The organism is Chrysiogenes arsenatis DSM 11915, assembly GCF_000469585.1.
GTDB classification, from domain to species: Bacteria; Chrysiogenota; Chrysiogenetes; order Chrysiogenales; family Chrysiogenaceae; genus Chrysiogenes; species Chrysiogenes arsenatis.
In genome coordinates, this window is the sequence record NZ_AWNK01000009.1 from 31,317 (window position 1) to 54,915 (window position 23,599).

The window sequence follows — 23,599 nt, forward strand, 5'->3', positions numbered from 1 at the left end:
GACTAAAAAAGTTGAAATGGGTTACTGCAACGCTGACTCTTCACCATTTCTAGGGGAAGATTGAGCGGTGTTAGCAGTGATTCCATCAGATCAGCAAAAATATACTCACTCCCAAAATGGCCGCAATCAATAAGATTGAGGCCATTTTCGCGTGCCCACACCGCATCGTGATACTTAATGTCGCCGCAGAGGTAGACATCCGCCTTTTTGCGTGCCGCTTGTTGCACCGCACTGCCACCGGAGCCCGTGAGAATCGCGATGCGCTGGAGCGGTTTGTCGTTCGCCTGCGTCGCGATCACGTAGGGGAGATTCAGGGCGTGTTTGACTTGCTGGCACAACGTGGCCAGTGAAACAGGCGTTGCCAGCCGTGCCATGCGGCCGATGCCGAATATTTTTTGAGTATCAAACATACGGGCGAGTTTTTCGGCATGTGCTGGCGCAACGGTTATCTCTTCTAATACTCCTTCAATGGTCGCGCCAATGAGGTGTGCTAGATAGTCGGATAATCCGCCGGGCACAATATCCAGATTGGTATGGGCGGAATAGATTCCAATTCCTTGGCGTAGCGCACGGCACAGGACAGCGACTTCCGGTGTTGATGCGACAATTTTTTGGAGTCCGCGAAAAATCACGGGATGATGCGTGACAATCAGCTCAGCGCCACTGGTCTCGGCTTCATCAAAAACGTCACGTGTGAGTTCGAGAGAGAGAAAGATTTTCGAGACAGTTGGGCTGGGAGCGTCAATCAGGAGGCCGCAGTTATCCCAATCCTGTGCCAGGCAGAGTGGAGCGATGGTGTCGAAGTGGTGCAGTAGCGTGCTGGTTTTAATAGGCATGCGGTATCCTTCACTGTTTTTTGGTTAATCAATACGGCCATTGCCTTCAACTATTTCGTGAAGTTCGGGGTTGTACGAGTAGGTGCGACCGGTGAGTGGTGTGAAAATGACTTGCTGCAGCCCATAGGTATCAATTACGGTCATAGCAGCAATTTTCCCAGGAATATTGATCGTTCCGACGCACTTTTTCATGGTGCTTTTAATTGCCGAACGAAAACGCCTGAGGAGGCGAAAGTTTTTCAAAAATAGATTTGCGATATTTTGTTGATCGTGCGAGAGGCGCGTCAAATCAAGCTCTCCCGCCAGTAATTTGCTATGATCGACCTTCAGGTCAGTCATTTGCAAAGAAAGGAGTTCCTGCCGGAATTTGATATTGGAATATTCACTGCGGAGCTGGTTGAGCCATTCGAGTACATTCGGGTCGTAGCGCAACGTCAGATGAGTGGGTACCATGTCCGAAGGATTCACCACAAGGATACTTAATGACTCATACGCCGTAACGTAAGAGGCTGTAACCATATCGATATCAACTGACTGTCCAGTAAGACGTGAGCGAAGCGCTTTTTTAACCGCTATCGATCGTCCAGCACTAACCGTGGCACGTTCTAAAAAAGAGGCTTGCAGATTGCGACGGGCGTGCACGATCCCATAGCACCCTTTTTTCAGGACGACGTTATTCCCTTCAATGACGGCCTTGGACTCGACAAATCCTTCTATGAGCACATCTCCTTTCGCTTCAACGCGAAAGCCCCCCAGTACGTTCCCTGAGACAACGACGGATCCATCAAAGCGTATATGACCTGTGCTATAATCGACATCTTGATTAATTCGAAGTACCTGACTAACGCTGAGCTTGGTGCGTAAGAAGAGTGCTACCCCTTTAATGGCAGCAAAATAACTTTTTCCTAACGGAGTTTCTTCCACGCGCACTCCGCCATCAAGCTCAACTAACGTGCGCTCATCGCCATCATTCGCTTCAATTTCTTTGCCAAAAATATTCTCTCCGGCGATTCCAAGTGTTGGCTTATGTACTTCCAGTAAAAGGGTGCCTTCTTCAACTTCTTTGACGAGGTCGCGCTCTTTAAAGTCCATTACGCCAGTTTTAGGATCAATTTTTCCTGGCGACATGTTGAAATCAACGTGGAGTACGAGCTGTGATGGTGCGCCATGTTGCGGAGCAACACCCTGAGCGAGGATAAAATCTCTTTGCTCACCGCTCTTGGCCTCCCGCGCAAAACGGGCGATATCTTCTGATAAATTTTTGACATAGCGTGGTTCGATACGGCATTTTTCTGCTGCCCAGCGCCAGAGGTTTGGCGTGACAAAATCGGCACGTTTTTCCTGAGTATCGGGGCAAATAATAGTGAGAATGGCCTGCAGCGAATGCTTGGTATAGGTAACTGAAGCTGCGGCATTTATTGTGATGCTGTTTGCCATCTCCTCGCTCTCATATAAAGATTTGCTAATGCGATAGGCCATAAACTGTGTTATATCTTTTTTCTGGTAAAAATTCAGAAAAAAATGGCGGACGAGATGAGCGATCGACGCGTATATTTGATTTCTGTTGACGATTTACTGCCTGGACAAATTACCGCCGAACCAATTTATACTCCAGACGGACTTTTGGTTGTCGCATCGCAAGCCCGCTTAACCGATGCGCTTATCATGCAGTTTGAGCAGTTAAAAATACCTCATGTTAAAGTTCATATGCCTGTGGTCGATGATGAAGAGAGCGCAGGGATCCCTTTTGCGTTGCCTGACTCCACTACTGTGGAGTTGCGTGAAGATACTCCTCTCCAGATTGAATTTAAAAATGGCAAAGAGGCCTATCTTGTGCTGGCTTCTATGCTGAATGTCGCACGCACGCAAGTGATAGCTGGGAAATACCCTTCGCTCCCTGAAAAAACCATTCGGCTTAAAGTTGAACAAATGATAGGAACTTACCGGCGCAACTATCGCGCCTTAATGATTCTGTCGCGCACCAATATGCGTCAGCATGAATCGGTACAGCATGCGCTCAACCGGGCTATCGTCAGCCTTGCAATCAGTATTCAAATCACCAACGATCAAGAAGAGATAATCGATACGGTTATTGCTGCATTAGTGGCTGATATTGGCATGTATTCGATTCCTGATTCATTGACAAAAAACCCAGGTAAACTCTCTGCCGAAGATAAAAAAATTATCGAAAGCCACCCGCTGGTATCCGCAAAGCTCTTGCGGACGAAAGGCTTTTCCAATAGAGTGCTCACGAACGTACTTGATCATCATGAACGGTTTGATGGCACCGGTTATCCGCGCGGCATGCAGGGTTTTGAAATATCGGTTGGTGGTGCCGTCATTGGACTGGCTGACACCTATTGTGCCATGACATCAAAGCGGAGCTACAAGGGTTCTTTTAGTCCGACAAAAGCGCTTTCTGAGCTAAACAGTAAAAGGAATGTGGCGTTTCAGGGCGATCTGGTTGAAGTCCTGATTCGCAATGTCGGCATTTTCCCTATCGGTACGCTCGTCGAACTGAGTAACGGTGAAGTGGGTATTGTGAATCGCCCGAACCCTGACGATCCGCTTTTACCGCGGGTAACTCTGGTAATGGGTAGCGAAGGAAAGAGAAAGAACTATCTAACACAAATCAATCTTGCCGATCTTGAAGATGTGCAGATTGTTAAGGCGCTTGACCCCGACAAGTTCGGAATGGATGTATCGAGCTTCCTTTTTATGCCTTGAGTGAGGGAGAAAATGGACAAGCAACTGCTCTATAGTGCTCTTGATGCTCAAAAAAGTATAATACTGGTGTATCAGCGGGATGTTTTGGTCTTTGCGAACCGCCGGTTCTTTCAGGTATTTCCACAGTTCTCTTCCCTTGAAGAGTGCACGCTGAACCATCGGTGCGTTAGCGAGCTGTTTACTGATATTGATGGACAGGATTTATCAGTAGAGACTTTTGATCAGAATGAAACGTTGATGGCGCGAATCAAGCACGCAGAGGGTCTTATTACCGTGTATCAAATTGATACGCAACTGATAGAGAATGGCAAAGTGTTAACGATTAGCGAAGTTTCTTCAACCGAAACGGCTATGTCGTGCAATCTCGCGCATCGGTCACTCTATGACAATATTGACGTGATTGATACACTGGTGATGATGGTACGCGTGGATGAATTTGGTCGCATTATCAGTGCCAGCTCGGCTTTCTTGCGACTTTCGGAATTCGAAGCGGTTGACCTGATTGGAAAACCGATGAGTATTATTCGCCGCCCGAACATGCCGCAACGGACGTTTACCCGTTGGTGGAAAACTATACAAGAAGATCCGCGCTGGTCCGGTGAACTGAAGCTTCGTAAAAAAGATGGCACGCTCTATTGGGTGTATACCGCTGTTGCACCCGCCTACGTTTCCCCATCACAAACCAAATCGAATGGGTATTTTTTTGTGATGGAAGAAATCACTGGCCAAAAAGAGATGGAACAAACATTGATTAAGCTGTACGAGGTGCGGCAACTTTCCATGACCGACCCGCTTACCCAACTGTATAATAGGTATAAATTGAACGATTCCATCACGCGGGAAATTGAGCGGACGCGCCGCTACGATGTCCCGCTATCGATGATTCTGATTGATATTGATCACTTTAAGCCGATTAACGATAATTTTGGCCATTTGGTGGGCGATCAGGTGCTTGTTGAAATGTCAAAACTGCTGAAAGCACATATACGCACCTCAGATATTTTGGGACGGTGGGGTGGCGAAGAATTTATTATTCTTCTGCCACATACGGTGAAAGAACATGCTGCAGCAAAAGCAGAAAGCATCCGTTGTGCCATTGAAAAAAGAGTGTTTGCTTGTGGCAATATAACCGCCAGTTTTGGTGTAACACAATTCCGTCTGAGTGATTCGGAGGATGACTTTATCCGTCGCACGGATGATGCGTTGTACGAAGCAAAAGGGAGTGGTCGAAATATTGTGATAGTTGTTTAGACGTTTTATTTTTATTTACTTACAATCGGAGGTTCGTATGCGTACCGTAAGTCGTACAGTCGGCATTCTTCTTGCTCTTGTCGTGATTATTGTTGTGGCAGTCAAGATGTATGCCGGTTCTGTGATTAAACTCGCTGTTGAAACGGAAGGTTCCAAGCAGCTGGGAGCGAAAGTTGATGTTGCCAGTGCATCAATGACGTTTTTCCCTGTCGGTGTTGAACTGTTTGGCGTCCAAGCGACCGACCCGACGAACCCCATGAAAAATATGGTTGAAGCGAAGCGCATTGCTGCCCGTGTCGAAATCGCACCCCTCTTTCAACAAAAAGTGGTTATTCCCGAAGCGTTTCTTGATAATTTACTATTTAACACCGATCGCGCACACTCAGGCGCACTTCCAGGTGTTTCTGCCGCGCCAAGAATGCCTGCACTTTCTTTGACACTTCCTGACCCCGCTACAATTATCGCCCAACTTGATCTTGAAACACTGCGTGTTGTGCAGGCGCTTCAAGATGAACTTGCCAGTGGTAAAGAACAATGGATGGCGAATGTCGCGCAACTTACAAATACCGCAAAAATAGATTCTTGGAAAAAACGGACGGATGATATCCGCGCCAATGCGTCCGGTGGAGCTGCGAAAACGGTTCAGGCTATCAGCGAGGCGCAGCAAATTCTGAAAGAGGTGCAGGGAGAGTTTCAGGCACTTGACTCTACCGAAAAGCAATTTCGGAGTGATGTAGCCCGTTGGCAACAATTGGCGCTAGCGGCATCCAAAGCGCCAGCGGCTGACTTGCAGGCCATTAAAACACGTTTCCCTTTCAATGCCGCTGGGGCAACTGCCTTAGGTGAAATTCTCCTTGGTCAGGAAATTCGCCCGTGGGTTGAGCGTCTGGCGCCATTCTTTGAAGCGAAAGAACCACAAGCGCCATCCGAAAACCCTTGGGTGGTCTTTGTTAATCAATTAAATGCAACTGCAAGCCATGACGGTGGCACACTTGCACTAACAGTGCGCGGTATCAGCACAGAAACCGTGATGAGCACTCCCGTTGCTGTACTGCTTAATGCGGAAAACTTCGGCATCCTCAGTGCTCTGAGCGGCGAAGGGGAGTTTAGCGCGGCGAATATCAGAGCAAAATTTAACGGTGCACTTGCCTCGCAAGCCTTTGCCGATAAAATCACTGTATCGCAACCACTGGTAGCCAGAGCACTACAGGGAGCGCTTAAGGCTCAACCGAGAGTACCAATTGAAGCTGAACTGACTGGCAACTGGGATCAATATGCTTTGCGGATTCGTTCCGCAATTGACCAAATCGCGGGACAGGCATTAAATAACGCTCTCAATCAACAGCGCAAAGAGTGGGAAGGTAAAATACAAAGCGCCATTACCAGCGCAACGAGTGGCGATTTGCAAACGCTACGCCAAGAGCTGAGTGACATGCAAAATTTACAACAGCACTTTACCAATCAACGTACTTCACTCAAGGAACTAGAGACGCAACTGATGTCAATTGGCAAAGGTGGGTCTCGAGTCAATATAAAAAATCTATTCCGGTAAGAGTCTAATCCGCCGGAGTTACATCCCTTATTCAGGAGCTTTCATGTCATTTCAACCACGCGGTGCGCTTCTCAAACAGTGCGCCGCAAACGCTATTCTTTGTCTTGATGGTGCCACTGGAACAGCTTTACAAAATTATCAGCTCACGGCAGCTGATTTTGGTGGTGAAGCGTTGGATGGGTGCAATGAGCACCTCGTGCTGACGCGCCCTGATGTCGTGCAGGATGTTCATCGCCGCTATCTTGAGGCGGGTGCCGATATTATTGAAACGAATTCTTTTGGCAGTACGGCGGTTGTCCTGCGCGAATATGGACTCGAAAATCAGGTGGAAATTCTCAACGTTACGGCGGCACGTTTGGCGCGTGAAATAGCGGAACAGTATTCTACACCAGAAAAACCACGGTTTGTCGCCGGTTCTATGGGGCCAACTTCGAAGTCGTTGTGTATTACGGGTGGCATCACGTTCGCTGAACTTATCACGGCGTTTGCCGATCAAGCCGCCGCCTTACTGCGCGGTGGTGTCGACTATCTGCTCCTTGAAACGTGGCAGGATACGCTGAACCTCAAAGCAGCCTTGATCGGTTGTACGCAGGCGATGCAGACAACGGGGTTGGAAGCACCGATTGCCGTCAGTATCACCATTGAACCGATGGGAACGATGCTGGCGGGTCAAGGGGTGGAAGCGCTCTATACCGCGATTGGTCATTATCCACTGCTCTATGTTGGTCTGAATTGTGCCACGGGGCCGGAGTTTATGACCGACCATATTCGCACGTTGAGCGAAATGGCAACCTGTGGTGTGGCGTGTGTGCCGAATGCGGGTCTGCCCGATGAGCAGGGAATTTATCAGCAATCCCCAGCCGATTTTACCGCTAAAATTGTTGATTTTGCCCGTCATGGCTGGCTGAATTTTGTGGGCGGTTGCTGTGGCACGACCGACAAACACATTGCAGCATTGAGCCATGCTATTGCCAATCAACAACCCCGCTGCGCACCAGCGCGCCGTCCCGATGGGTTATCGGGCATCGACTACCTCCCCTTGCAGGCTGGTGAGTTGTATTTGATTGGTGAACGGACGAACGTAATCGGATCGCGCAAGTTTAAACGGCTGATTGCGGATGAGAATATAGACGAAGCGGTTGAAGTGGCGCGGAAGCAAGTGCGCTCAGGCGCACATATCATTGATATCTGCCTTGCTAATCCTGATCGTGATGAATTTACCGATATGCAAACCTTTCTCTCGGTGCTCATGCATCGTGTGAAAGTGCCGCTGATGATCGATTCCACCGATCCGGCGGTGATTGCGATGGCGCTGCAATATTGCCAAGGGCGCGGCATTATTAACTCGATTAACCTTGAGCAGGGGGAAGAGCGTTTCGGGCAGATTATCCCCTTGATCCGGCAATTTGGAGCCGCTGTTGTGGTGGGGACGATCGACGAAGATCCTGAACATGGTATGGCAGTGACCGTTGAACGGAAACTGGAGATTGCCGAGCGCAGTTATCAACTTTTGACGGAGCACTATGGCTTGCAGCCGGAAGATATTATCTTCGATCCGCTCGTCTTTCCCGTGGCGACCGGTGATGTTAATTACCGCTTGGCGGCTAAGGCAACGATTGACGCTATCCGCCTGATACGCCAGAAGTTTCCACGTTGTCATATCACGATTGGGCTTTCGAACGTCTCCTTTGGTCTGCCACCCGCCGCACGCGAAATTGTCAATTCAATATTCCTGCATCACTGTGTCGATGCGGGGCTAAATATGCCGATCATCAACACCGAAATGATGGTGCGCTACAGCTCAATTGCGCCGGAAGATAAACAATTGGCTGAAGATTTGCTCTTTGCGCGAACCGATGATCCGATCACTCCTTTGGCAGCCAAGTTCAAGGATCGTTCGGCGGCGGCCAAGAGTGTGGTGCATAATGAACACCTCAGCATCGAAGAAAAACTGGTGAGTAATATTGTTGAAGGATCGAAAGAGGAGTTAGTGGCACGACTCGAAGCGGCCTGTGCCAAATATCGCCCGCTTGAAATTATCAATGGCCCGTTGATGGAAGGGATGGCGACGGTCGGTAAACTCTTTAATGAAAACCAGTTAATTGTTGCCGAAGTGTTGCAATCTGCCGAAGTAATGAAGGCCGCAGTCGACTATCTTTCGCCGAAACTCGATAAATCCGAAACGGTACACCGTGGCACGATGGTGCTGGCAACGGTCAAGGGCGATGTGCACGATATCGGAAAAAATCTCGTCGATATTATCCTGACAAATAATGGTTTTAAGGTGATCAATCTGGGGATTAAAATCCCATCTGAAACGATTCTGGCGGCAGTGCGTGAACACTCGCCGGACTTTATCGGTTTAAGCGGATTGCTCGTCCGCTCGGCACAACAGATGATAGCGACCGCTTCAGACTTGCGCGATGCTGGGATCAATGTTCCGATTTTCGTCGGTGGTGCGGCGTTATCAGAAAACTTCGCGGCCAATCGTATTCAGCCGGAATATAACGGCACGGTTATTTACAGTAAAGATCCGATGGAGTGTTTTGCCACGGCGCAGCGGCTTATTGATCCAAACTTGCGTGCTGATTTTGAAGCGGAACTGAGCGAAGTGCGTCAAGCCAGAGCTTCCAGTAAAAAAGCCACGCCACAGGTTACGCCAACAATACCGGCGACCATTGCCGAAATAACGCCACCGACTCCGCCGGATTTTGAGCGACACATCGTGACGGTCAAAGGAGATCAAATTCGTGAGATTTTTGAGTATATCAACCCTGCCATGCTTTTTGGCAAACACCTTGGCTTCAAAGGGTACACGCAAGCGCTTGAGAGCGGTGATCCGAAAGCGCTGAAATTACGCGACAGTGTGCAGGTGTTACTCGATGAATTGGTAGCAAATCCTGCGGTGCAACTGCAAGGGGTCTATCAGTATTACCGTGCGCAACGGACGCAGCCGGAAACCGTTACGATTTATGTGGGCGAAGCGACAAAACGCGAACTTCGCTTCCCGCGCGATGAACGACAGGGGATTTCGCTGGCCGATTACCACCGTGCCGAGGGTGGTGACAACCTCGCGCTGATGGCCGTTACAGCAGGAGCAACGTTTTCTCAATTAGCTTTGGCGGCAAAAGATCAGGGCGAGTATTTACGCAGTCATATTATTTGGTCGTTGGCGCTCGAACTAGCAGAAGGCTTTGCCGAATGGCTCCATTATCGCTTACGGGCGGCATGGGGCATTGGTGAGTGTTGTGTGCACTCCAAACAGGAACTTTTCAGCGCGAAATACCGTGGGCGGCGGTATGCTCCAGGCTATCCAGCAATTCCCGACATGGCACGGCAACGCGATATTTTTGCTCTGCTTGCGCCGGAAGAAATTGGCATAACATTAACCGAAAGCGACATGATGGATCCAGAAGCAAGCGTATCGTGTGTCGTGCTCCACCATCCACAGGCAAAGTATTTTTAACTACTTGAGAGTAAAAAGGCCGTATCGCAGAGGATACGGCCTTTTTTACTAACGACGACCGAAATATTTACTTTCCGGCGTTATCGACACGAGAAATTGATTGGCATTGGAAGCGACTCCATAAGGAGTGACCCCCGTACCTTCGGCGGTTGCCTCTATATAGAAGCCCGTTCCGGCTTGCAAAATATAGGGAATCCACAGGAGATCTGTGCGGATGGCACGTCCATCCCCTTTGACGGCAAAAAAGCTGTACACTTCCATATCGTCTGTGTTGACTTTGCGTATGGAGGTCGCCATCCCCATTTCAGGAAGTTCAGCATTTTGACTCAACGACTGAAATTTAGCTGTGGTAATTGCAAAAAGGCGCTCAAAGTTACCGGATGTTTTCGTTTGATTGGCTTTTTCAACACGGTTTGTACTCATTCGTACGAGGACATGTGTGGTGCCATTTTGGTAGTGATATAAAAACGGGGTGCGAATCGATGAATTAGCCGTCGAAAAAATCCCACTTTGATACGAAAATGGCTCAGGAAGCATGCCTGTTGCGACGCCAGGAATGATAACGGGCAGCGGCAACGGAGAAAAGCTGACTTCGCGCACCTCAAGACATGCATTTTCATGTGAAGGGGCAATACGCAAACTTACCGGTTGCAATGTGTTTTGGTCGAAAGTGTTGGTCGATGGGGTGAAGTTTTCGTTTTCAGACGTTTCGCGGTAGATGGCCAGCTCGTAAGTATCATTTGCAAGCGAGAGCATCAGCCGGACTTCACGTTCATAGATAATTTTTACTGGCGGGCCTGGCAGTTCCGATGTTTCAATTTCACTATAGACCGGGAAAAGTTCAGTGCTGTCAAACTGCACTGAATTGATGCCGATGCGCGATGATGAAATAGCGAACAATGAGGTTGAATCAGCCGTATCAAGTGTTATTCCATATGCGGAAGCGCTGAACAGAGCGAGTGAAAGAGCGATACTTCTAATAATTATTGGCATAGCGGTTCCACCTTTGGCGCAAAAGTATACAGCAGGGTGTTGACGCGATTTTCGTTTTCACCGTCCACCGTATTGGCATAGTCATAACTATTGGAATGCTTCATATCGAGTATAAAGTACGTGCAACGCAGCGAAGCATTCGTGGTCATTATTTTGGGGAATATAACAGCAGTACGGCGATATGAGTCGGCGTAAATTCGGTCAAGCTCCGTATCCACAAGATTCTCTTTTCCGCTCATTTCCCACATCACATATCTGGTATCAGCGAGATAGCCAGGATTTGGGGTAAACGATGTCGAAATAATCTTCTCTGCGTACTCTTTTTCATAGCGAGCAAGAACTTGGGAGAAGAGCGTCGTGTAATTATCATGCCCAATATTGATATACAGCGCCCCTTTCGGATAGGTATACAACGGTTTATTATGAATATTCGGGATAATTTCTTTCGGAATTTCTTCTGGTTCCGCATCCAGAAAATGGAGCGAATCCTTCGTGCGTGTGCTGATAGTAAACAATCCCCGTAAATCTATTTCAAAACGGGAATCGCTTGTCCACATTTCACCCTCTGGATTTGGTGGGCTAAGAAACTGCACTCTTTCGGGGGCAAAGCATTTTTGTTCCTGATTCCAGCCATAATCAATATTCGCCCGAATCACGTCCCCCGTGGGTGTTACGCCAGGGCTCGCACCACTTGCATCGCGCAAAACAACGCCCTGAGTCGTGACGATGGCAGCAACATCGCTATTTGTAAGTTCAAGCGTGTTAATCTGAATACTTCGTCCATCAATATAGCGTAAGCTCTCTTGCGTATCGGTCATCGTAAACGCTAAGACAGAAGAAAATCCGGCAAACAAAAAGAGAGTAATCATTATTGCACGCATAACGCCTCCGTGCTCGACTGCGTGCAAATGGTCACCTGATCACCATGAAAAACAATTTCATAATCAAGTTTCGTCCCATCAGCACTGTATAAAATAGCTGATCCATACTTTTCGCCCGTTGCGGCCAGCGTGTTGACCGTATACAAATAATAATTACCGGACGAAGTAACCATCTGCCCTGACGCTTGCACGTCTCCACTGCCATTCGCCACCTCAGATACATCGCTCAGCGTTGTAACCGTGCCAACACCTGGCGTTGACGGAATCTGAGAGCCGATTGCCATGCTCGTAACATAGGCTGATTGGGTCGGATTTGATGTGATTGGCTTGGGCGGAACGGTGTTAGCGCCTCCCCCACCGCCGCAGCCGCTAAGCAGCGCTCCGCAGAGGAGGAATCCATAAAGAGTCGTTTTTTGCATACCGTAGAACCTCTCAAAATAGTAGGTATAAAGAAAGAAATGGCGTTGTATACAAGAAAGTCGTTGCGTCTCACACAGCGAACAGTTAGAAATAGCACCACTGTTTCGTATGATACTACCGGAGGATGATTTTATGAACAAGCAGATTATCGCAACTGACCAAGCACCCGCAGCTGTGGGGCCATATGAGCAAGCAATTGTGTACAATGGTGTGTTGTACGCTTCTGGCCAAATCCCACTGAATCTTGCTGGTGAAATGGTTGCGGGGGATGTGAGCGCTCAGGCACGTCAATGCCTAACGAATCTTCGTGCCGTATGCCAAGCCGCTGGAACTTCGCTTGAGAATGGGTTAAAAATTACTATGTTTTTGACTGATATGAACGATTTTGCTGCTGTGAACGCCGTGTATATTGAGTTTTTCACCGGCGCAAAAGCTGCCCGATCTACCATTGCGGTGAAAGCACTACCAAAAGGTGCACTGGTCGAAATCGAAGGTATATTCGCTGTTCCAACGTCAAAATAATAGGAGACTCTATTGATGAAAACAACATTCTGGATGATCTGTAGCTCTTTATTTATACTTTTGATACTGGCCACGGATAGTTTTGCACGCCTTGGTAAAGGAGGCAGCTTCGGCCCACGGCAAAGCTCGCCGATGTTCAGTACACCCAAGAAAAGTGAACCAACGCAGGTACAGCGCCCTGCAACAACGCAGCCGCAAGTACAACGTCAGGCAGGCACTCCGGCGCGTGCTGGATTTTTTGGCGGTGGAATCGGTGGATTTCTTGTCGGTGGGATGATCGGTTCGCTCCTTTTAGGTGGCGTAGCCAGCGCGGCTGGTGGTGCTACTGGTGGCGTAGGACTACTTGACCTGATCTTCCTTGGCGCGATGGTTTTTTTCTTGGTGAAAGCTTACAAAAGTCGAACGCAAAACCGTCAGGATCCTAAAAGCGACCCATGGAGCATTGGCTCACCACAGCAAGCGGAGCCGTTAACGGAGTCCGAAATAGAAGAAGTGCGCCCAACTGAAGCACAAAACCGAGATGTTGCTCGGTCGGCTGCGGTCTCAAGCGGTTTAGCGCATATTCGCCAGATGGATTCCGGATTCCGCGAAGATGAGTTTCTACGCGGGGCACAAGAAGCATTTACGATGTTGCAAACTGCCAATGCAAATCGTGAGATTGAAAAAGTTGATTTCTTGCTCGATAGTGCTTTATTGCAGGATTTTATTCGATTGCAAAAAGAGGCTGAAGTACGCGAAGAGAAACACGCATTCGAACAACTTGAGATTCTTTCGGCGCAGATTGTCGAAGCGCTGCAACAGTCCGGTGCCGATTCTATTACTGTTGAGTTTACTTTTTCGGTTATCGATTTCACCTGCGATAAAGACGGGCGCATTATCGATGGCAGCATGGATCCTGCACAATTTACCGAATACTGGCGCTTTATGCGCAATATAGGTGATGAAGCGTGGCAGGTTATTTCGGTGTTACAACCTGAGGAATATAAAAAGTCATGATTAAAGCGGCTATTATCGGTGCAACTGGGTATACCGGAGCAGAATTGGTCAAGCTGTTGCTTGCGCATCCGGACGTTACATTGGTAGCGCTGACCAGTGAAAGTTCGGATGGAGAGCGGCTCATTGACCACTACCCTGCGCTTACCGGTCGTTGCTCGTTGCGTTTTCAGAAAAATGACCCGGACGCGATTGCGCCGCAGTGCGATGTTGTTTTCTTGGCGCTTCCCCATGGCGAAGCGATGGCAAATGGTGTTGCTTATCGTGAGCGTGGTGTGAAAGTGGTCGACCTCAGTGCGGACTTTCGGCTCGATTGCCCCGAAATCTACCGCAAACACTACCATCTGGAGCATGTCGGTGCTGCGTATTTATCACAAAAGGTCTATGGACTGCCTGAAATAAACCGCGAGAAAATCAAAGCGACATCACTGGTAGCAAATCCAGGTTGTTATCCGACCTGCTCTTTGCTGGGCTTAGCGCCAGCTTTGCAAAATAACTTTATTCTCCCTCGTGTGATTATTGATGCGAAAAGTGGCGTGAGTGGCGCGGGGAAGAAACCGAGCACTAAAACCCATTTCGTCGAAGTGAATGAAGGATTTAGCGCATATGGTGTTGGTACACATCGTCATCATCCCGAGATAGTGCAGGAAATGGGGAAGTTGATAGGGACTGCGCCCAGTGTGGTCTTTACGCCACACCTGCTCCCGATGAGCCGTGGGATGCTTTGCACGTCCTATGCAGATCTTGCTGGTGGCGTGAGCGCTGCCCAAATCGTTGACGCGTATCAAACATTTTGTGCACATGAACCTTTTGTCCATTTTCTCGGGCGTGACTGTTTCCCTAATGCCAAAGACGTCCGCGGCTCAAATAACTGCTTTATCGGAGTGCATATCGACGAAAATACCCAACGGTTGATCGTGATAAGTGTCATCGATAATCTAGTCAAAGGAGCGTCGGGGGCAGCCGTGCAAAATATGAACCTGATGTTTGGGATAGAGGAAACGACAGCATTGCTCCATTGTGGACAAGTGTTGTAACGTAGTAAATGTCTATTAAGTACACTGTAAATATGGAGGCCTTTGTTATGAGTAAGTCTTTTGTTGTTCTTTGTTGCGCACTCGCTTTGGTAGCTGCTGGTTGTTCTGAAAAAAAAGAAACCAATCTCGGACAAGTACCGGCACCAGCACCAGCTGCGGCATCAGTACAAATTGAAACCCCACCGACCCCTCCTGGAATGATGATGCCAGAAGGTCATCCTGCTGTTGCCGCAGTACCGCAAAGCTTTGATTTTTCCGATATTACACCGCTTGAAGGTGGCCTGACGATCGAAAATATTTTTGCTCAGTCGGCTGAACTTTCCGGCAAAGAAGTGACACTGCGTGGTAAAGTAGTGAAGTTTTCTGCCGATATTATGGGAAAAAACTGGGTTCATGTTCAAGATGGTACTGGAGCTGAAGGGACAAACGACCTGACCATTACGACTGCAGCGACGGTGAACGTTGGCGATATTGTGGTCGTAAAAGGAACCGTCACGACGGAGAAAGATTTTGGCTATGGCTATTTCTACAATCTTATCATTGAAGATGGAGAAATTACGGCGGAATAGGCTCACGTCTCTGTTCTGAACCACGTATATTACCGAAATAAGAAAAAAGCCATCGAGAAATCTCGGTGGCTTTTTATGAATGTATACCTAACGTCAACGTTACAATCTATTCGCGTCAATAATCCGATCAATACTATTCTTATCCATCACAAAACGTTGCGACTCGTTGAGTTCGTCCTGCGAATCGGTGCGGTAATGGGCACCAATACTCTTTTTGCGGGTTATGGCAGCGGCGATAATAGCGTTGCAGAGTGGATGCCACGCCGCATCGGCTTGAGCATGCAACTTCGCAATCCCTTTTGCTAAAAGATCCTGTGAACGGATAATGCCAGCGTGTCGCCACATGGTCTGTCTGATACTCTCTGGAACCGTATCGAGTGAAGCCGATTGATATGGTGCCCCTTTTTCTAGGGAGCAGTTCTTATAACCGCTTTGTGGTGCATCTTGCAGTGCGCTCAGAGCAGCTTGCTCGCCAAATACCAACCCTTCAAGGAGCGAATTGGACGCAAGGCGATTCGCTCCATGCACGCCGCTACAGGCTACTTCTCCTGCAGCATAGAGCCCTGTCAATGATGTTCTGGCGCTCACGTCAGTCAGTACGCCACCCATGCAATAATGGGCTGCTGGTGAAACAGGGATTGGTTCCATGCTGATGTCCATGCCGTATTTAAGACAGGTTTGGTAGATCGTAGGGAATCGTTGCTGAACAAACTCTTTCCCAAGATGCGACACTTGTAAGTACACATCTTGTCCAGTACGTTCCATTTCAAAATTGAGCGATCGGCTCACCACGTCACGAGGAGCGAGTTCCAGCATTGGTGAATAGCGTTCCATAAAACGCTCTCCAGCTTTGTTCAGGAGAATTGCTCCCTCGCCACGCATCGATTCTGAAAGGAGAAATGGCGGGCAACCCGCTACATTTAACGCAGTAGGGTGGAATTGAATAAATTCCATATCGACTATTGAAGCACCGGCACGGAGTGCAAGAGTGATTCCATCGCCCGTAGCGACTGTTGGATTCGTGGTATAGGCGTAGAGCTGTCCCATGCCGCCTGTAGCTAAAATGACCCCGCAGGTATACACATGGTGAGTTATTCCCTCGTGGCACAAGGCAACGCCGCGAGCAACCCCTTTTTCTGTTAGTAATTCCAACGCACGTGTGTTTTCCCAGATCGTAATGTGCGGCATGTTATGTGCTTTCGCACTGAGCGCTCGTTGAATTTCATTCCCCGTTGCGTCGCCATTTGCATGCAGAATGCGGTTTGTGCTATGAGCCGCTTCGCGAGTAAATTTGAGCTTACCGCCATCTTGGTCAAAATACGCTCCCCACTGAATGAGGCGTTGAATCAACACAGGCCCCCGCTCTACTAAGTAGCGAACGGCCTCAATATCATTCAGGTGAGCTCCCGCTTCAAGCGTATCTTGAATATGCAGACCATAATTATCTTCTTCATGAAGTACGACCGCCACACCACCCTGTGCATAGCTGGTATTCGTCTCTTGAAAGGACGACTTGTTGACAACCAACACTGAGCGTCCATGTTCGGCTAAAGTAATGGCTGCAGCAAGGCCAGCAGCGCCGCTCCCAAGAACAACAAATTCGAAAGCATCCATGATTTGACCTTTCGCAAAACAAAGTAAAAACAGAAAAGAAACCTTGTTTATAAGTATACGGCAAACCCGAAAGGATACTCAAGCATGAAGCTTCGGATTGTATACAATTTCCAATGGCAGATGAGATGTCAGCACAAAACCATCGCTTTTGGTTGGGGTGAATCTGTGTGATCGCTTACTCTTTGTGTGATTTACAATAGCCCTTTCAGTTCAGCCAAAATATCGTGCGCGGTTTGAGTACTCTTCGTCTTCGCTGTGGACTCCGCTTCGTTATTCAATGGTAAATGTTCCTGTAATAAGTGGTTCGCGAGCCCAGCGATCGTCGGAAAATTAAACAGAGTTGCCACAGTAAGGGAAATTTGAAGCTCCTTCACCAGAGCGTTGCGTAAATCGACCGCCATAAGTGAGTCAAGACCCAGTTCGACGAGTGGTGTTGTGGGATTGAGGTGGCTCGCATCGATTCCTATGATGGCGCCTGCTTGTTGTTGAATACAATGAATCATGAGCTGATGGCGCTCTTCTAACGTAGCGGTTTGCAATTGTTCGAGTATTGATGCCACCGGTGACGTTGCGGGGTGGTTGTCGTGTGTTTGAGACGAAGTGAGCAGCGAAGCCAGCCAGCGAGTATTGGAAAGCTGATTGATGCGTGTGTACTGTGTCCAGTCGCAAGCGAGTGCTGCAACAGCGGCGACTCTTGATTGTTGCGCCTGCTGCAGAAGTGACACAAGAGCGTGCGGTGGAAGATAACGAAATCCCTGCCGTTCAACCATGCGCCGCACGGTATCCGAGCTTTCTGCCATGCCACCGCCCGCCAGTGGCCCCCATGCGATGCTGATCGCCGGAAGTCCATGTTGTTGGCGCAAATACGCCAAGCCATCGAGAAAGGCGTTCGCAGCGGCGTAACCAGCCTGACCGCGGTTGCCCAGCACTGCCGCCGCAGAGGAAAAGAGTACAAAGCTGTCGAGTTCAAGGTGTGCGGTCAGTTGGTGTATGTGCCACGCCCCAGCACTTTTTGCCCCCAAGACTCGCTGGAGTTGTGCGGCGTTGAGTTGTGATAGTGGCGCATCGTCGAGAACGCCAGCGAGGTGAAAAATCCCTTTGAGGGGTGGCACTGTTGCCTGAATTGTCTGGAAAAGTTGCTCGCACTCCGACGCCACAGCTACATCAGCACGGAAAAATACCACGTTGGCCGCCGTGCAAAGCGACGCTATCCGTGCGGCAACCGCGCCAGTAGGAGCATGTCGTCCGACAAGAGCGAGGTGTTTAGCCCCTGCCGCAACACAGGCTTCGGCCAATGCCAAACCAAGCGCGCCTGTGCCACCACTGATCAGATAGGTCGCCTCTGATTTGAGCGCGAACGCGGGATTGGTCTGTTTTGGTGCAAGGCGAACGACACGTGGCAGCCAAAGTTGAGTGCCACGGATGACCCCTTCCCGCTCTCCTTGTGGGTCGGCGACAAATGCGACGAGCGTAGCGAGCGCGGCCACCGACAATCGATGTTCAAGATCGATACTGCCACCCCAGAAGTGCGGGTATTCCAAAGCAGCGCTGCGCGCAAACCCTTGCCATGCGGATTGAAATGGATCTATCGCGACGTTCTGGCGCGGCGTGGCGTTTGTGGTGATAAGCCAAAAGCGCAGAGCAATGGGCTGTGGGACGCGTTCACCGATCTGGGCAATCACTGCTGCTGCATGGGCAAGCGATTCGGCCAGAGCATGAACGTCGTTTTCGTTTTGCGGCACAGGTGTAAAGTACAACAGAATTTTTCCCTCTAGGTGTGGCAACCACCGATCAACTCTTTCGGGAACTGCAACTTCGCATGTGCCACCAAGCTTGAGAATGCCAGCTGCATAGAGGTCGGTGGTACTGCTTTCGCCTAACAACAGAAATGACGCGTTTGCCACATCGCCATGCGGCATGGTTTCCTGCCACGTGACTTGATAGAGGAGATCAGCATGCGTGTCAGACGCAAAGAGAGTCTGGCGATCCGTGCGCCGCAAACTAAACCCTGTGATAGCCAGTAAATGCGTACCGTCAGCCGCATAAACATTGACGTCACCCTCAATGGCATCGCCAGTCGTTTGCGAGCGGGAGTGACACCAAATTTCTGCAGTAAACGGAGCGAGAAGATGAATCTGCAGCGCACCCATCGGGATATAAATGCGCTCACCACCTTCGATGGCCTGTCGGAATTCGTCTGAGGCGGAGGCCATACTTTGCAGAATAGCATCCATCAACCCCGGATCGGGTGCACCGCCATCCACAACACCTTCAAGCCGACATAACGATTCGTCATCTCCCGCAAATATCTCGCGAATACGACGATACGATGACCCAACACGATAGCCAGCGGCCAGAAAAGCGTTGTAAAATGATGTAGGATCGTGCGCAACCGTACAGCGTTGGCGCAGGTTTGCGAGCGATGCGACGGGTGATGGTGGTGTGGCAGGAACCACCGTTGCCTGACAATGTTCCTGCCATTCGGTTTTTGCTTCACCGTGGGCGCGGCTCACAATGCGCGCCGCGCGCGTAGATTGATGGCTTGGAGCGCCAAGTATTACCTGCACGTCACGCCCGGCCTGATCGACCAGGAGTGGACGGACGAAGTGGACATCCTGCAGCCGTAGCGGCGTTCCTCCTTCATCACAAACCGCGAGCCCAGCGGCCAGCAACATACAGATATGCGCGGCGGCAGGCGAAAGGACACGATCAAAGATGATGTGTTCCGCTAAAAATTGCGGTGTATCCGGCGTAAAATGGGTTTCAAACAGCACTCCATCGCCCAACGCTGGCGACTCAATGCGGGTGCCGAGCAGCGGATGACCGTGACGCACCAGCGATGCGGTGAGAGTAACGGCTGGTGGTTGCGGCGTTGTCCAATATGGTGTCCGCTGAAACGGGTAGGTTGGCAGCGTCGCCGTCCGTCTTCCAGATTCTGAGTAATACACCGCACTGGAAGCAAGGTTGCGTTCGATACAGTGGCACAATGACGTTGCACTCTGCTGGAGATCATCCTGACCAGCGCGGAGGCTGGGAAGCCATTCCACATGAGCCATTTCCCCCATCATTTTGCCAAAACCACAGAGCACGGGAGTAGGGCCTATTTCAAGGAATGTTGTATACCCATCTTGTAAAAGCGTTTGTAAAGCATCGGCAAAGCGTACCGGTTCGCGCAACTGGCGTCGCCAGTACGCAGGTGTACAAAGGTCGCCGTTTTCAGCTATTTTTCCGCTCAAAGTTGATACTATGGGGAATTGCGTGGAATTCATAGGGACAGTAGCCGCAGCCGCTTCAAAGTCACGTACGATTGGTTCCATCGCCGGCGAGTGGAAGGGGTGCGATACGGTCAGGTAACGGGCACTTTTGCCCATCGCTTCATACTGCCGAACGATCTGGTGCACCGCTTCGGCGTCGCCAGAAATAACCACACTCTGCGGCGTGTTCACGGCTGCAATCGCCACGCGGTCGCTGACCCCAGCTAGCAGCGGCAGCACCTCACGTTCCGTCGCCTGCAGCATCACCATCACCCCACCTGTAGGCAAAGAGTCCATCAGTTGTGCCCGCCGCGCGACAAGCCACACGGCATCGGGTAGCGACATCACTCCAGCTATGCAGGCGGCGGCAAATTCGCCAATGCTATGGCCGATAGCGGCAGCTGGAGTCACCCCCCATGATTGCCACAAGGCGCAGAGGGCGTATTGCAGGGTAAACAGTGCGGGCTGAGTATAGACTGTGCGCGCCAGAAGTGCCGCATCGTTTCCATACATAATGGCGCGAATGGAACATCCAAGGTGAGGTGCGAAGAGTTGGTCGCACTCGTCAACCGCTTGTTGAAAGCAAGGCCACGCGCGATACAACCCCTGACTCATGCCGGGGTACTGTGACCCTTGTCCGGTGAACAGAAAAACAACTCCCTTGGTATGGGAAGCATCAGGAGATTGATTGACAGTAGTCAGACGTTTGCGCAATGCCTCAGCCAGCTCTGCAAACGTCTGGCCAGCGACCGCCAGACGTGCCGGAAACCGAGTGCGCCCGTGGGCGGCGGTGCGGCAAAATTCGCCGACGGTGCCGGTAGCCGTTTGAAGCGTATCAAGGTAGCGTTTACCTGCTGCTTGCAGTGCGCCTGGAGTCCGTGCTGAAATTTCAAGAATGTGACACGGAAGATCCTGCGGCGGAGCCACGGGAGTCGTTACGGGAGCTTCTTCGATAATCACATGAGCGTTCGTACCGCTAAAGCCAAACCCACTGAGCGCGGCACGGCGCGGGGCGGTCGATGGCGGCCACGGTGTTGCGTGCGTGACGATTTGGAGCGGCAACGTTTCCCACGCAATATGGGGATTTGGTGCCTGAAAAGCAGCTTGCGGCGGAATCGTGCCGTGTTGCAGCGCCAGCACGACTTTGAGCAAGCTCGCCATCCCCGCAGCTCCTTCAAGGTGCCCGATGTTCCCTTTCACCGAACCAAGCAAGAGTGGCCGTTTACTCGTACGGTTCTGGCCATACACACCACTGATGCCGGAAACTTCGACGGGATCGCCAAGCGGTGTGCCCGTGCCATGCGCTTCGATATAGTCAATATCAGCCGGGTGCAAGTTGGCATCGGCCAAGGCGCGCTGAATTACTTGTTGCTGCGCTAAACCACTGGGAGCGGTGAAGCTGGAACTCGCACCGTCTTGCCCAATAGCGCTCCCACGTATGATGGCCAAAATAGTGTCGCCATCGCGCTGCGCATCGGAAAGTCGCTTCAGCAACACCGCGCCACACCCTTCACCGCGACCATAGCCGTTGGCCGCGGCATCAAAAGGCTTGCAACGTCCATCGGGCGAGAGAGCGCCGAGTTTTGAGAAGTAAACAAATAAGTGTGGTGACAACAGTAAATTGACACCAGCCGCCAGCGCCGCCGTACATTCGCCAAGCCGTAGTGCTTGACAAGCGAGGTGCAGGGCGACCAGCGATGAAGAACAGGCGGTATCGACCGACAGATTCGGCCCCGTAAAATCAAGAATGTACGAGAGACGTCCACCGGAAGAGCTAAACATTGAACCTGATCCGGAGTAGGCATCAATGCGGTCAAGCGTGCCGGAATAGAGGTGAGCCGTTTTGTAGTCATCCGAGCAGATCCCCAGATAGACGCCAACATTTTCCCCTTTGAGTTTTTCCAGCGGGATATTGGCGTGCTCGATGGTTTCCCACGCAACTTCCAAGAGTAAACGCTGTTGCGGATCAAGGGCGCGGGCTTCGCGGGGAGGAATGCGGAAAAATGGCGCGTCGAATTGATCGAGCTGATCTGGCACCAGAAAACCACCGTGCTTCACTGTGCTTTTCCCCGGCACTTCCGGATTGGGATCGTAATATTCCGCAACATCCCAACGGATGGTCGGGATTTCGGAAATGGCAACGGCACCACGTTTCAAAAGATCCCAATACTCCTGCGGCGAATTCGCTCCACCCGGAAAACGGCACCCCATACCAATAATGGCGATAGGTTCATTGTTTTCTGCATGGTGCGAGAGTGCGGCTTCCGGTTTTACTGTTGTCACTCGACCAAGGCATTTTTCAAGATGAGCGGCCAACGTGGCTGGTGTGGCATGATCGAAGAGTGTCGTAACAGGGAGCGTGAGGCCAAGTGACGCTTCGAGTTGCCGCGTAATCACGATACTCATCAACGAATCGACGCCCTGATCAAAAAAACCGGTGTGCGGATCGACGGTGTGGAGATCGTTGTTACTCGCTTTGCGAATAACTTGTTGGATATGTGCAAGTAGGTCAGGAATATCTTGGGTGGGCGCGGTGGCGCGAGGAGCATTGTACTGTTCTGCGGCACATTGAATAGAGGCGCTTTCGTCGCCTCTCGCTTCACGCCAGCATTCATGGAGGGCAACCTGCAAAACGGGATGCGGCGAAACTTCGATGAAATGGGAAGAACCATCGCGCAAGAGCGCAGCCATTGCCGTTGCAAATTGAACCGGTTCGCGGAGGTGTCGCACCCAATACTCAGCTCCAAAGTCGCTGGCATGAGCCTGAGCACCACGCCAAGACGAATAGATAGGCGTATGTGGGGTTTGTGGCGCAATGCCATGCAAAGCCTTATAAAATCCTGCTAAGGCGGGATCAACGTGCGCGCTATGAAAGGCCACATCAGTGGGCAGTTCGCGGTGAAATATCTGGCGCTGTTCGAAGAGCGCCAGCGCAGCAGCGATCCCGTGATCACCTGAAAATACCACCGAGCGCGGACTATTGATGGCAGCAATCGTTAGTGGTAACCCTTCTGAGTCGAGAAACGATTGCGCTTCATCGGCTGACAGGGCGGCAAACACCATGCGACCACGGCCACCTATTTGCTGCATCACACGGCAGTGAGCGGCAATGATCGTGACGGCGTCTGGCAATGTGAGGATGCCTGCAATATGCGCGGCGGCTACTTCGCCCCCGCTATGCCCCAGCACCGCCGTTGGCTTCAGACCGCGCGCCGCCAGTTGTTGCGTCAGACCGAGTTGAACAGCAAAAATAATCGGATGCGCTACCCAAGGGATATGAAAACGCGAGTTTTCCGCCGAAGCGCCTATTTCATCGTGGAGTGATATACCAATCGCTTCACGAAACAGTGGCGTAAGTTGCTCTACGACGGCGCGAATATGCGGATTTGTGTGCAGCACATCGGCACTGGTCTCTTTCCATTGCGCCCCCATGCCGGAATAGATAAACGCGCGTTGTTGCATATGTTTCACACCTTGAGTGCTT

The 23,599-nt window shown here is 50.5% G+C and carries 15 protein-coding genes; 8 read left to right on the plus strand and 7 right to left on the minus strand.

Annotated features, from left to right (window positions below; translation table 11 throughout):
• Positions 1-2: 2 nt before the first annotated feature.
• Complete coding sequence (locus P304_RS0107875) at positions 3-836, minus strand: Nif3-like dinuclear metal center hexameric protein (protein WP_027390099.1); 834 nt, start codon at positions 834-836, stop codon at positions 3-5.
• Between the two features lie 24 nt (positions 837-860).
• A complete protein-coding gene (locus P304_RS0107880; RefSeq protein ID WP_084417623.1) occupies positions 861-2,315 on the minus strand; it encodes a flagellar assembly protein A in 1,455 nt (484 codons plus the stop codon).
• A gap of 54 nt (positions 2,316-2,369) precedes the next feature.
• On the opposite strand from P304_RS0107880, the gene P304_RS0107885 reads away from it, so the two are divergent.
• From P304_RS0107885 to metH, 4 genes are read left to right on the plus strand one after another with little or no spacing between them, the layout of a single operon-like run.
• Positions 2,370-3,563, plus strand: coding sequence for an HD-GYP domain-containing protein (locus tag P304_RS0107885; RefSeq protein ID WP_027390101.1), 1,194 nt, complete (start codon positions 2,370-2,372; stop codon positions 3,561-3,563).
• A gap of 12 nt (positions 3,564-3,575) precedes the next feature.
• Entirely contained in the window at positions 3,576-4,814 is a 1,239-nt protein-coding gene (locus P304_RS16200) for a sensor domain-containing diguanylate cyclase (RefSeq protein ID WP_051321524.1), read from the plus strand.
• Between the two features lie 37 nt (positions 4,815-4,851).
• Entirely contained in the window at positions 4,852-6,366 is a 1,515-nt protein-coding gene (locus P304_RS0107895; RefSeq protein WP_027390102.1) for a hypothetical protein, read from the plus strand.
• Between the two features lie 43 nt (positions 6,367-6,409).
• The gene (gene metH, locus P304_RS0107900) at positions 6,410-9,832 is read left to right on the plus strand and encodes a methionine synthase (RefSeq protein ID WP_027390103.1); all 3,423 of its coding nucleotides are present in this window, start codon (positions 6,410-6,412) and stop codon (positions 9,830-9,832) included.
• A gap of 48 nt (positions 9,833-9,880) precedes the next feature.
• Here metH and P304_RS0107905 read toward each other — a convergent pair whose 3' ends face one another.
• Genes P304_RS0107905 through P304_RS0107915 form a run of 3 tightly spaced genes read right to left on the minus strand, consistent with a single transcriptional unit; the run spans position 9,881 to position 12,125 of the window.
• Positions 9,881-10,825 carry a hypothetical protein gene (locus P304_RS0107905; protein ID WP_027390104.1) on the minus strand — a complete coding sequence of 315 codons (945 nt, stop codon included), beginning with the start codon at positions 10,823-10,825 and terminating at the stop codon, positions 9,881-9,883.
• Positions 10,816-11,706 (minus strand): hypothetical protein, encoded by an 891-nt coding sequence (locus P304_RS0107910; protein ID WP_027390105.1) that lies wholly within the window; start codon positions 11,704-11,706, stop codon positions 10,816-10,818. Before P304_RS0107910 ends, P304_RS0107905 begins: the two co-directional genes overlap by 10 nt.
• Positions 11,694-12,125: a hypothetical protein gene (locus P304_RS0107915; protein ID WP_027390106.1), complete on the minus strand. Its 432-nt coding sequence runs from the start codon at positions 12,123-12,125 to the stop codon at positions 11,694-11,696. The genes P304_RS0107910 and P304_RS0107915 overlap by 13 nt, the downstream gene beginning before the upstream one ends.
• Before the next feature lie 133 nt (positions 12,126-12,258).
• Here P304_RS0107915 and P304_RS0107920 point away from each other — a divergent pair, with 133 nt between their 5' ends.
• From P304_RS0107920 to P304_RS16205, 4 genes are read left to right on the plus strand one after another with little or no spacing between them, the layout of a single operon-like run.
• Positions 12,259-12,648, plus strand: coding sequence for a Rid family detoxifying hydrolase (locus tag P304_RS0107920; protein WP_027390107.1), 390 nt, complete (start codon positions 12,259-12,261; stop codon positions 12,646-12,648).
• A gap of 15 nt (positions 12,649-12,663) precedes the next feature.
• Complete coding sequence (locus P304_RS0107925; protein WP_027390108.1) at positions 12,664-13,644, plus strand: Tim44 domain-containing protein; 981 nt, start codon at positions 12,664-12,666, stop codon at positions 13,642-13,644.
• On the plus strand, positions 13,641-14,678 hold the full coding sequence (gene argC / locus P304_RS0107930) for an N-acetyl-gamma-glutamyl-phosphate reductase (protein ID WP_027390109.1): 1,038 nt from the start codon (positions 13,641-13,643) through the stop codon (positions 14,676-14,678). The genes P304_RS0107925 and argC overlap by 4 nt, the downstream gene beginning before the upstream one ends.
• 47 nt (positions 14,679-14,725) lie before the next feature.
• The gene (locus P304_RS16205) at positions 14,726-15,247 is read left to right on the plus strand and encodes a hypothetical protein (RefSeq protein ID WP_051321525.1); all 522 of its coding nucleotides are present in this window, start codon (positions 14,726-14,728) and stop codon (positions 15,245-15,247) included.
• A gap of 99 nt (positions 15,248-15,346) precedes the next feature.
• Here the strand turns inward: P304_RS16205 and nadB are convergent, their stop codons facing one another.
• Positions 15,347-16,861, minus strand: coding sequence for an L-aspartate oxidase (nadB, locus tag P304_RS0107940; RefSeq protein WP_027390110.1), 1,515 nt, complete (start codon positions 16,859-16,861; stop codon positions 15,347-15,349).
• 191 nt (positions 16,862-17,052) lie between these two features.
• The gene (locus P304_RS0107945; protein ID WP_027390111.1) at positions 17,053-23,577 is read right to left on the minus strand and encodes a type I polyketide synthase; all 6,525 of its coding nucleotides are present in this window, start codon (positions 23,575-23,577) and stop codon (positions 17,053-17,055) included.
• Positions 23,578-23,599: the final 22 nt, after the last annotated feature.

Coding starts and splice junctions, on each gene's coding strand:
- P304_RS0107875 (WP_027390099.1), bottom strand. CDS start 836: ATGCCTATTAAAACCAGCACGCTACTGCACCACTTCGACACCATCGCT.
- P304_RS0107880 (WP_084417623.1), bottom strand. CDS start 2,315: ATGGCCTATCGCATTAGCAAATCTTTATATGAGAGCGAGGAGATGGCA.
- P304_RS0107885 (WP_027390101.1), top strand. CDS start 2,370: ATGAGCGATCGACGCGTATATTTGATTTCTGTTGACGATTTACTGCCT.
- P304_RS16200 (WP_051321524.1), top strand. CDS start 3,576: ATGGACAAGCAACTGCTCTATAGTGCTCTTGATGCTCAAAAAAGTATA.
- P304_RS0107895 (WP_027390102.1), top strand. CDS start 4,852: ATGCGTACCGTAAGTCGTACAGTCGGCATTCTTCTTGCTCTTGTCGTG.
- metH (WP_027390103.1), top strand. CDS start 6,410: ATGTCATTTCAACCACGCGGTGCGCTTCTCAAACAGTGCGCCGCAAAC.
- P304_RS0107905 (WP_027390104.1), bottom strand. CDS start 10,825: ATGCCAATAATTATTAGAAGTATCGCTCTTTCACTCGCTCTGTTCAGC.
- P304_RS0107910 (WP_027390105.1), bottom strand. CDS start 11,706: ATGCGTGCAATAATGATTACTCTCTTTTTGTTTGCCGGATTTTCTTCT.
- P304_RS0107915 (WP_027390106.1), bottom strand. CDS start 12,125: ATGCAAAAAACGACTCTTTATGGATTCCTCCTCTGCGGAGCGCTGCTT.
- P304_RS0107920 (WP_027390107.1), top strand. CDS start 12,259: ATGAACAAGCAGATTATCGCAACTGACCAAGCACCCGCAGCTGTGGGG.
- P304_RS0107925 (WP_027390108.1), top strand. CDS start 12,664: ATGAAAACAACATTCTGGATGATCTGTAGCTCTTTATTTATACTTTTG.
- argC (WP_027390109.1), top strand. CDS start 13,641: ATGATTAAAGCGGCTATTATCGGTGCAACTGGGTATACCGGAGCAGAA.
- P304_RS16205 (WP_051321525.1), top strand. CDS start 14,726: ATGAGTAAGTCTTTTGTTGTTCTTTGTTGCGCACTCGCTTTGGTAGCT.
- nadB (WP_027390110.1), bottom strand. CDS start 16,861: ATGGATGCTTTCGAATTTGTTGTTCTTGGGAGCGGCGCTGCTGGCCTT.
- P304_RS0107945 (WP_027390111.1), bottom strand. CDS start 23,577: ATGCAACAACGCGCGTTTATCTATTCCGGCATGGGGGCGCAATGGAAA.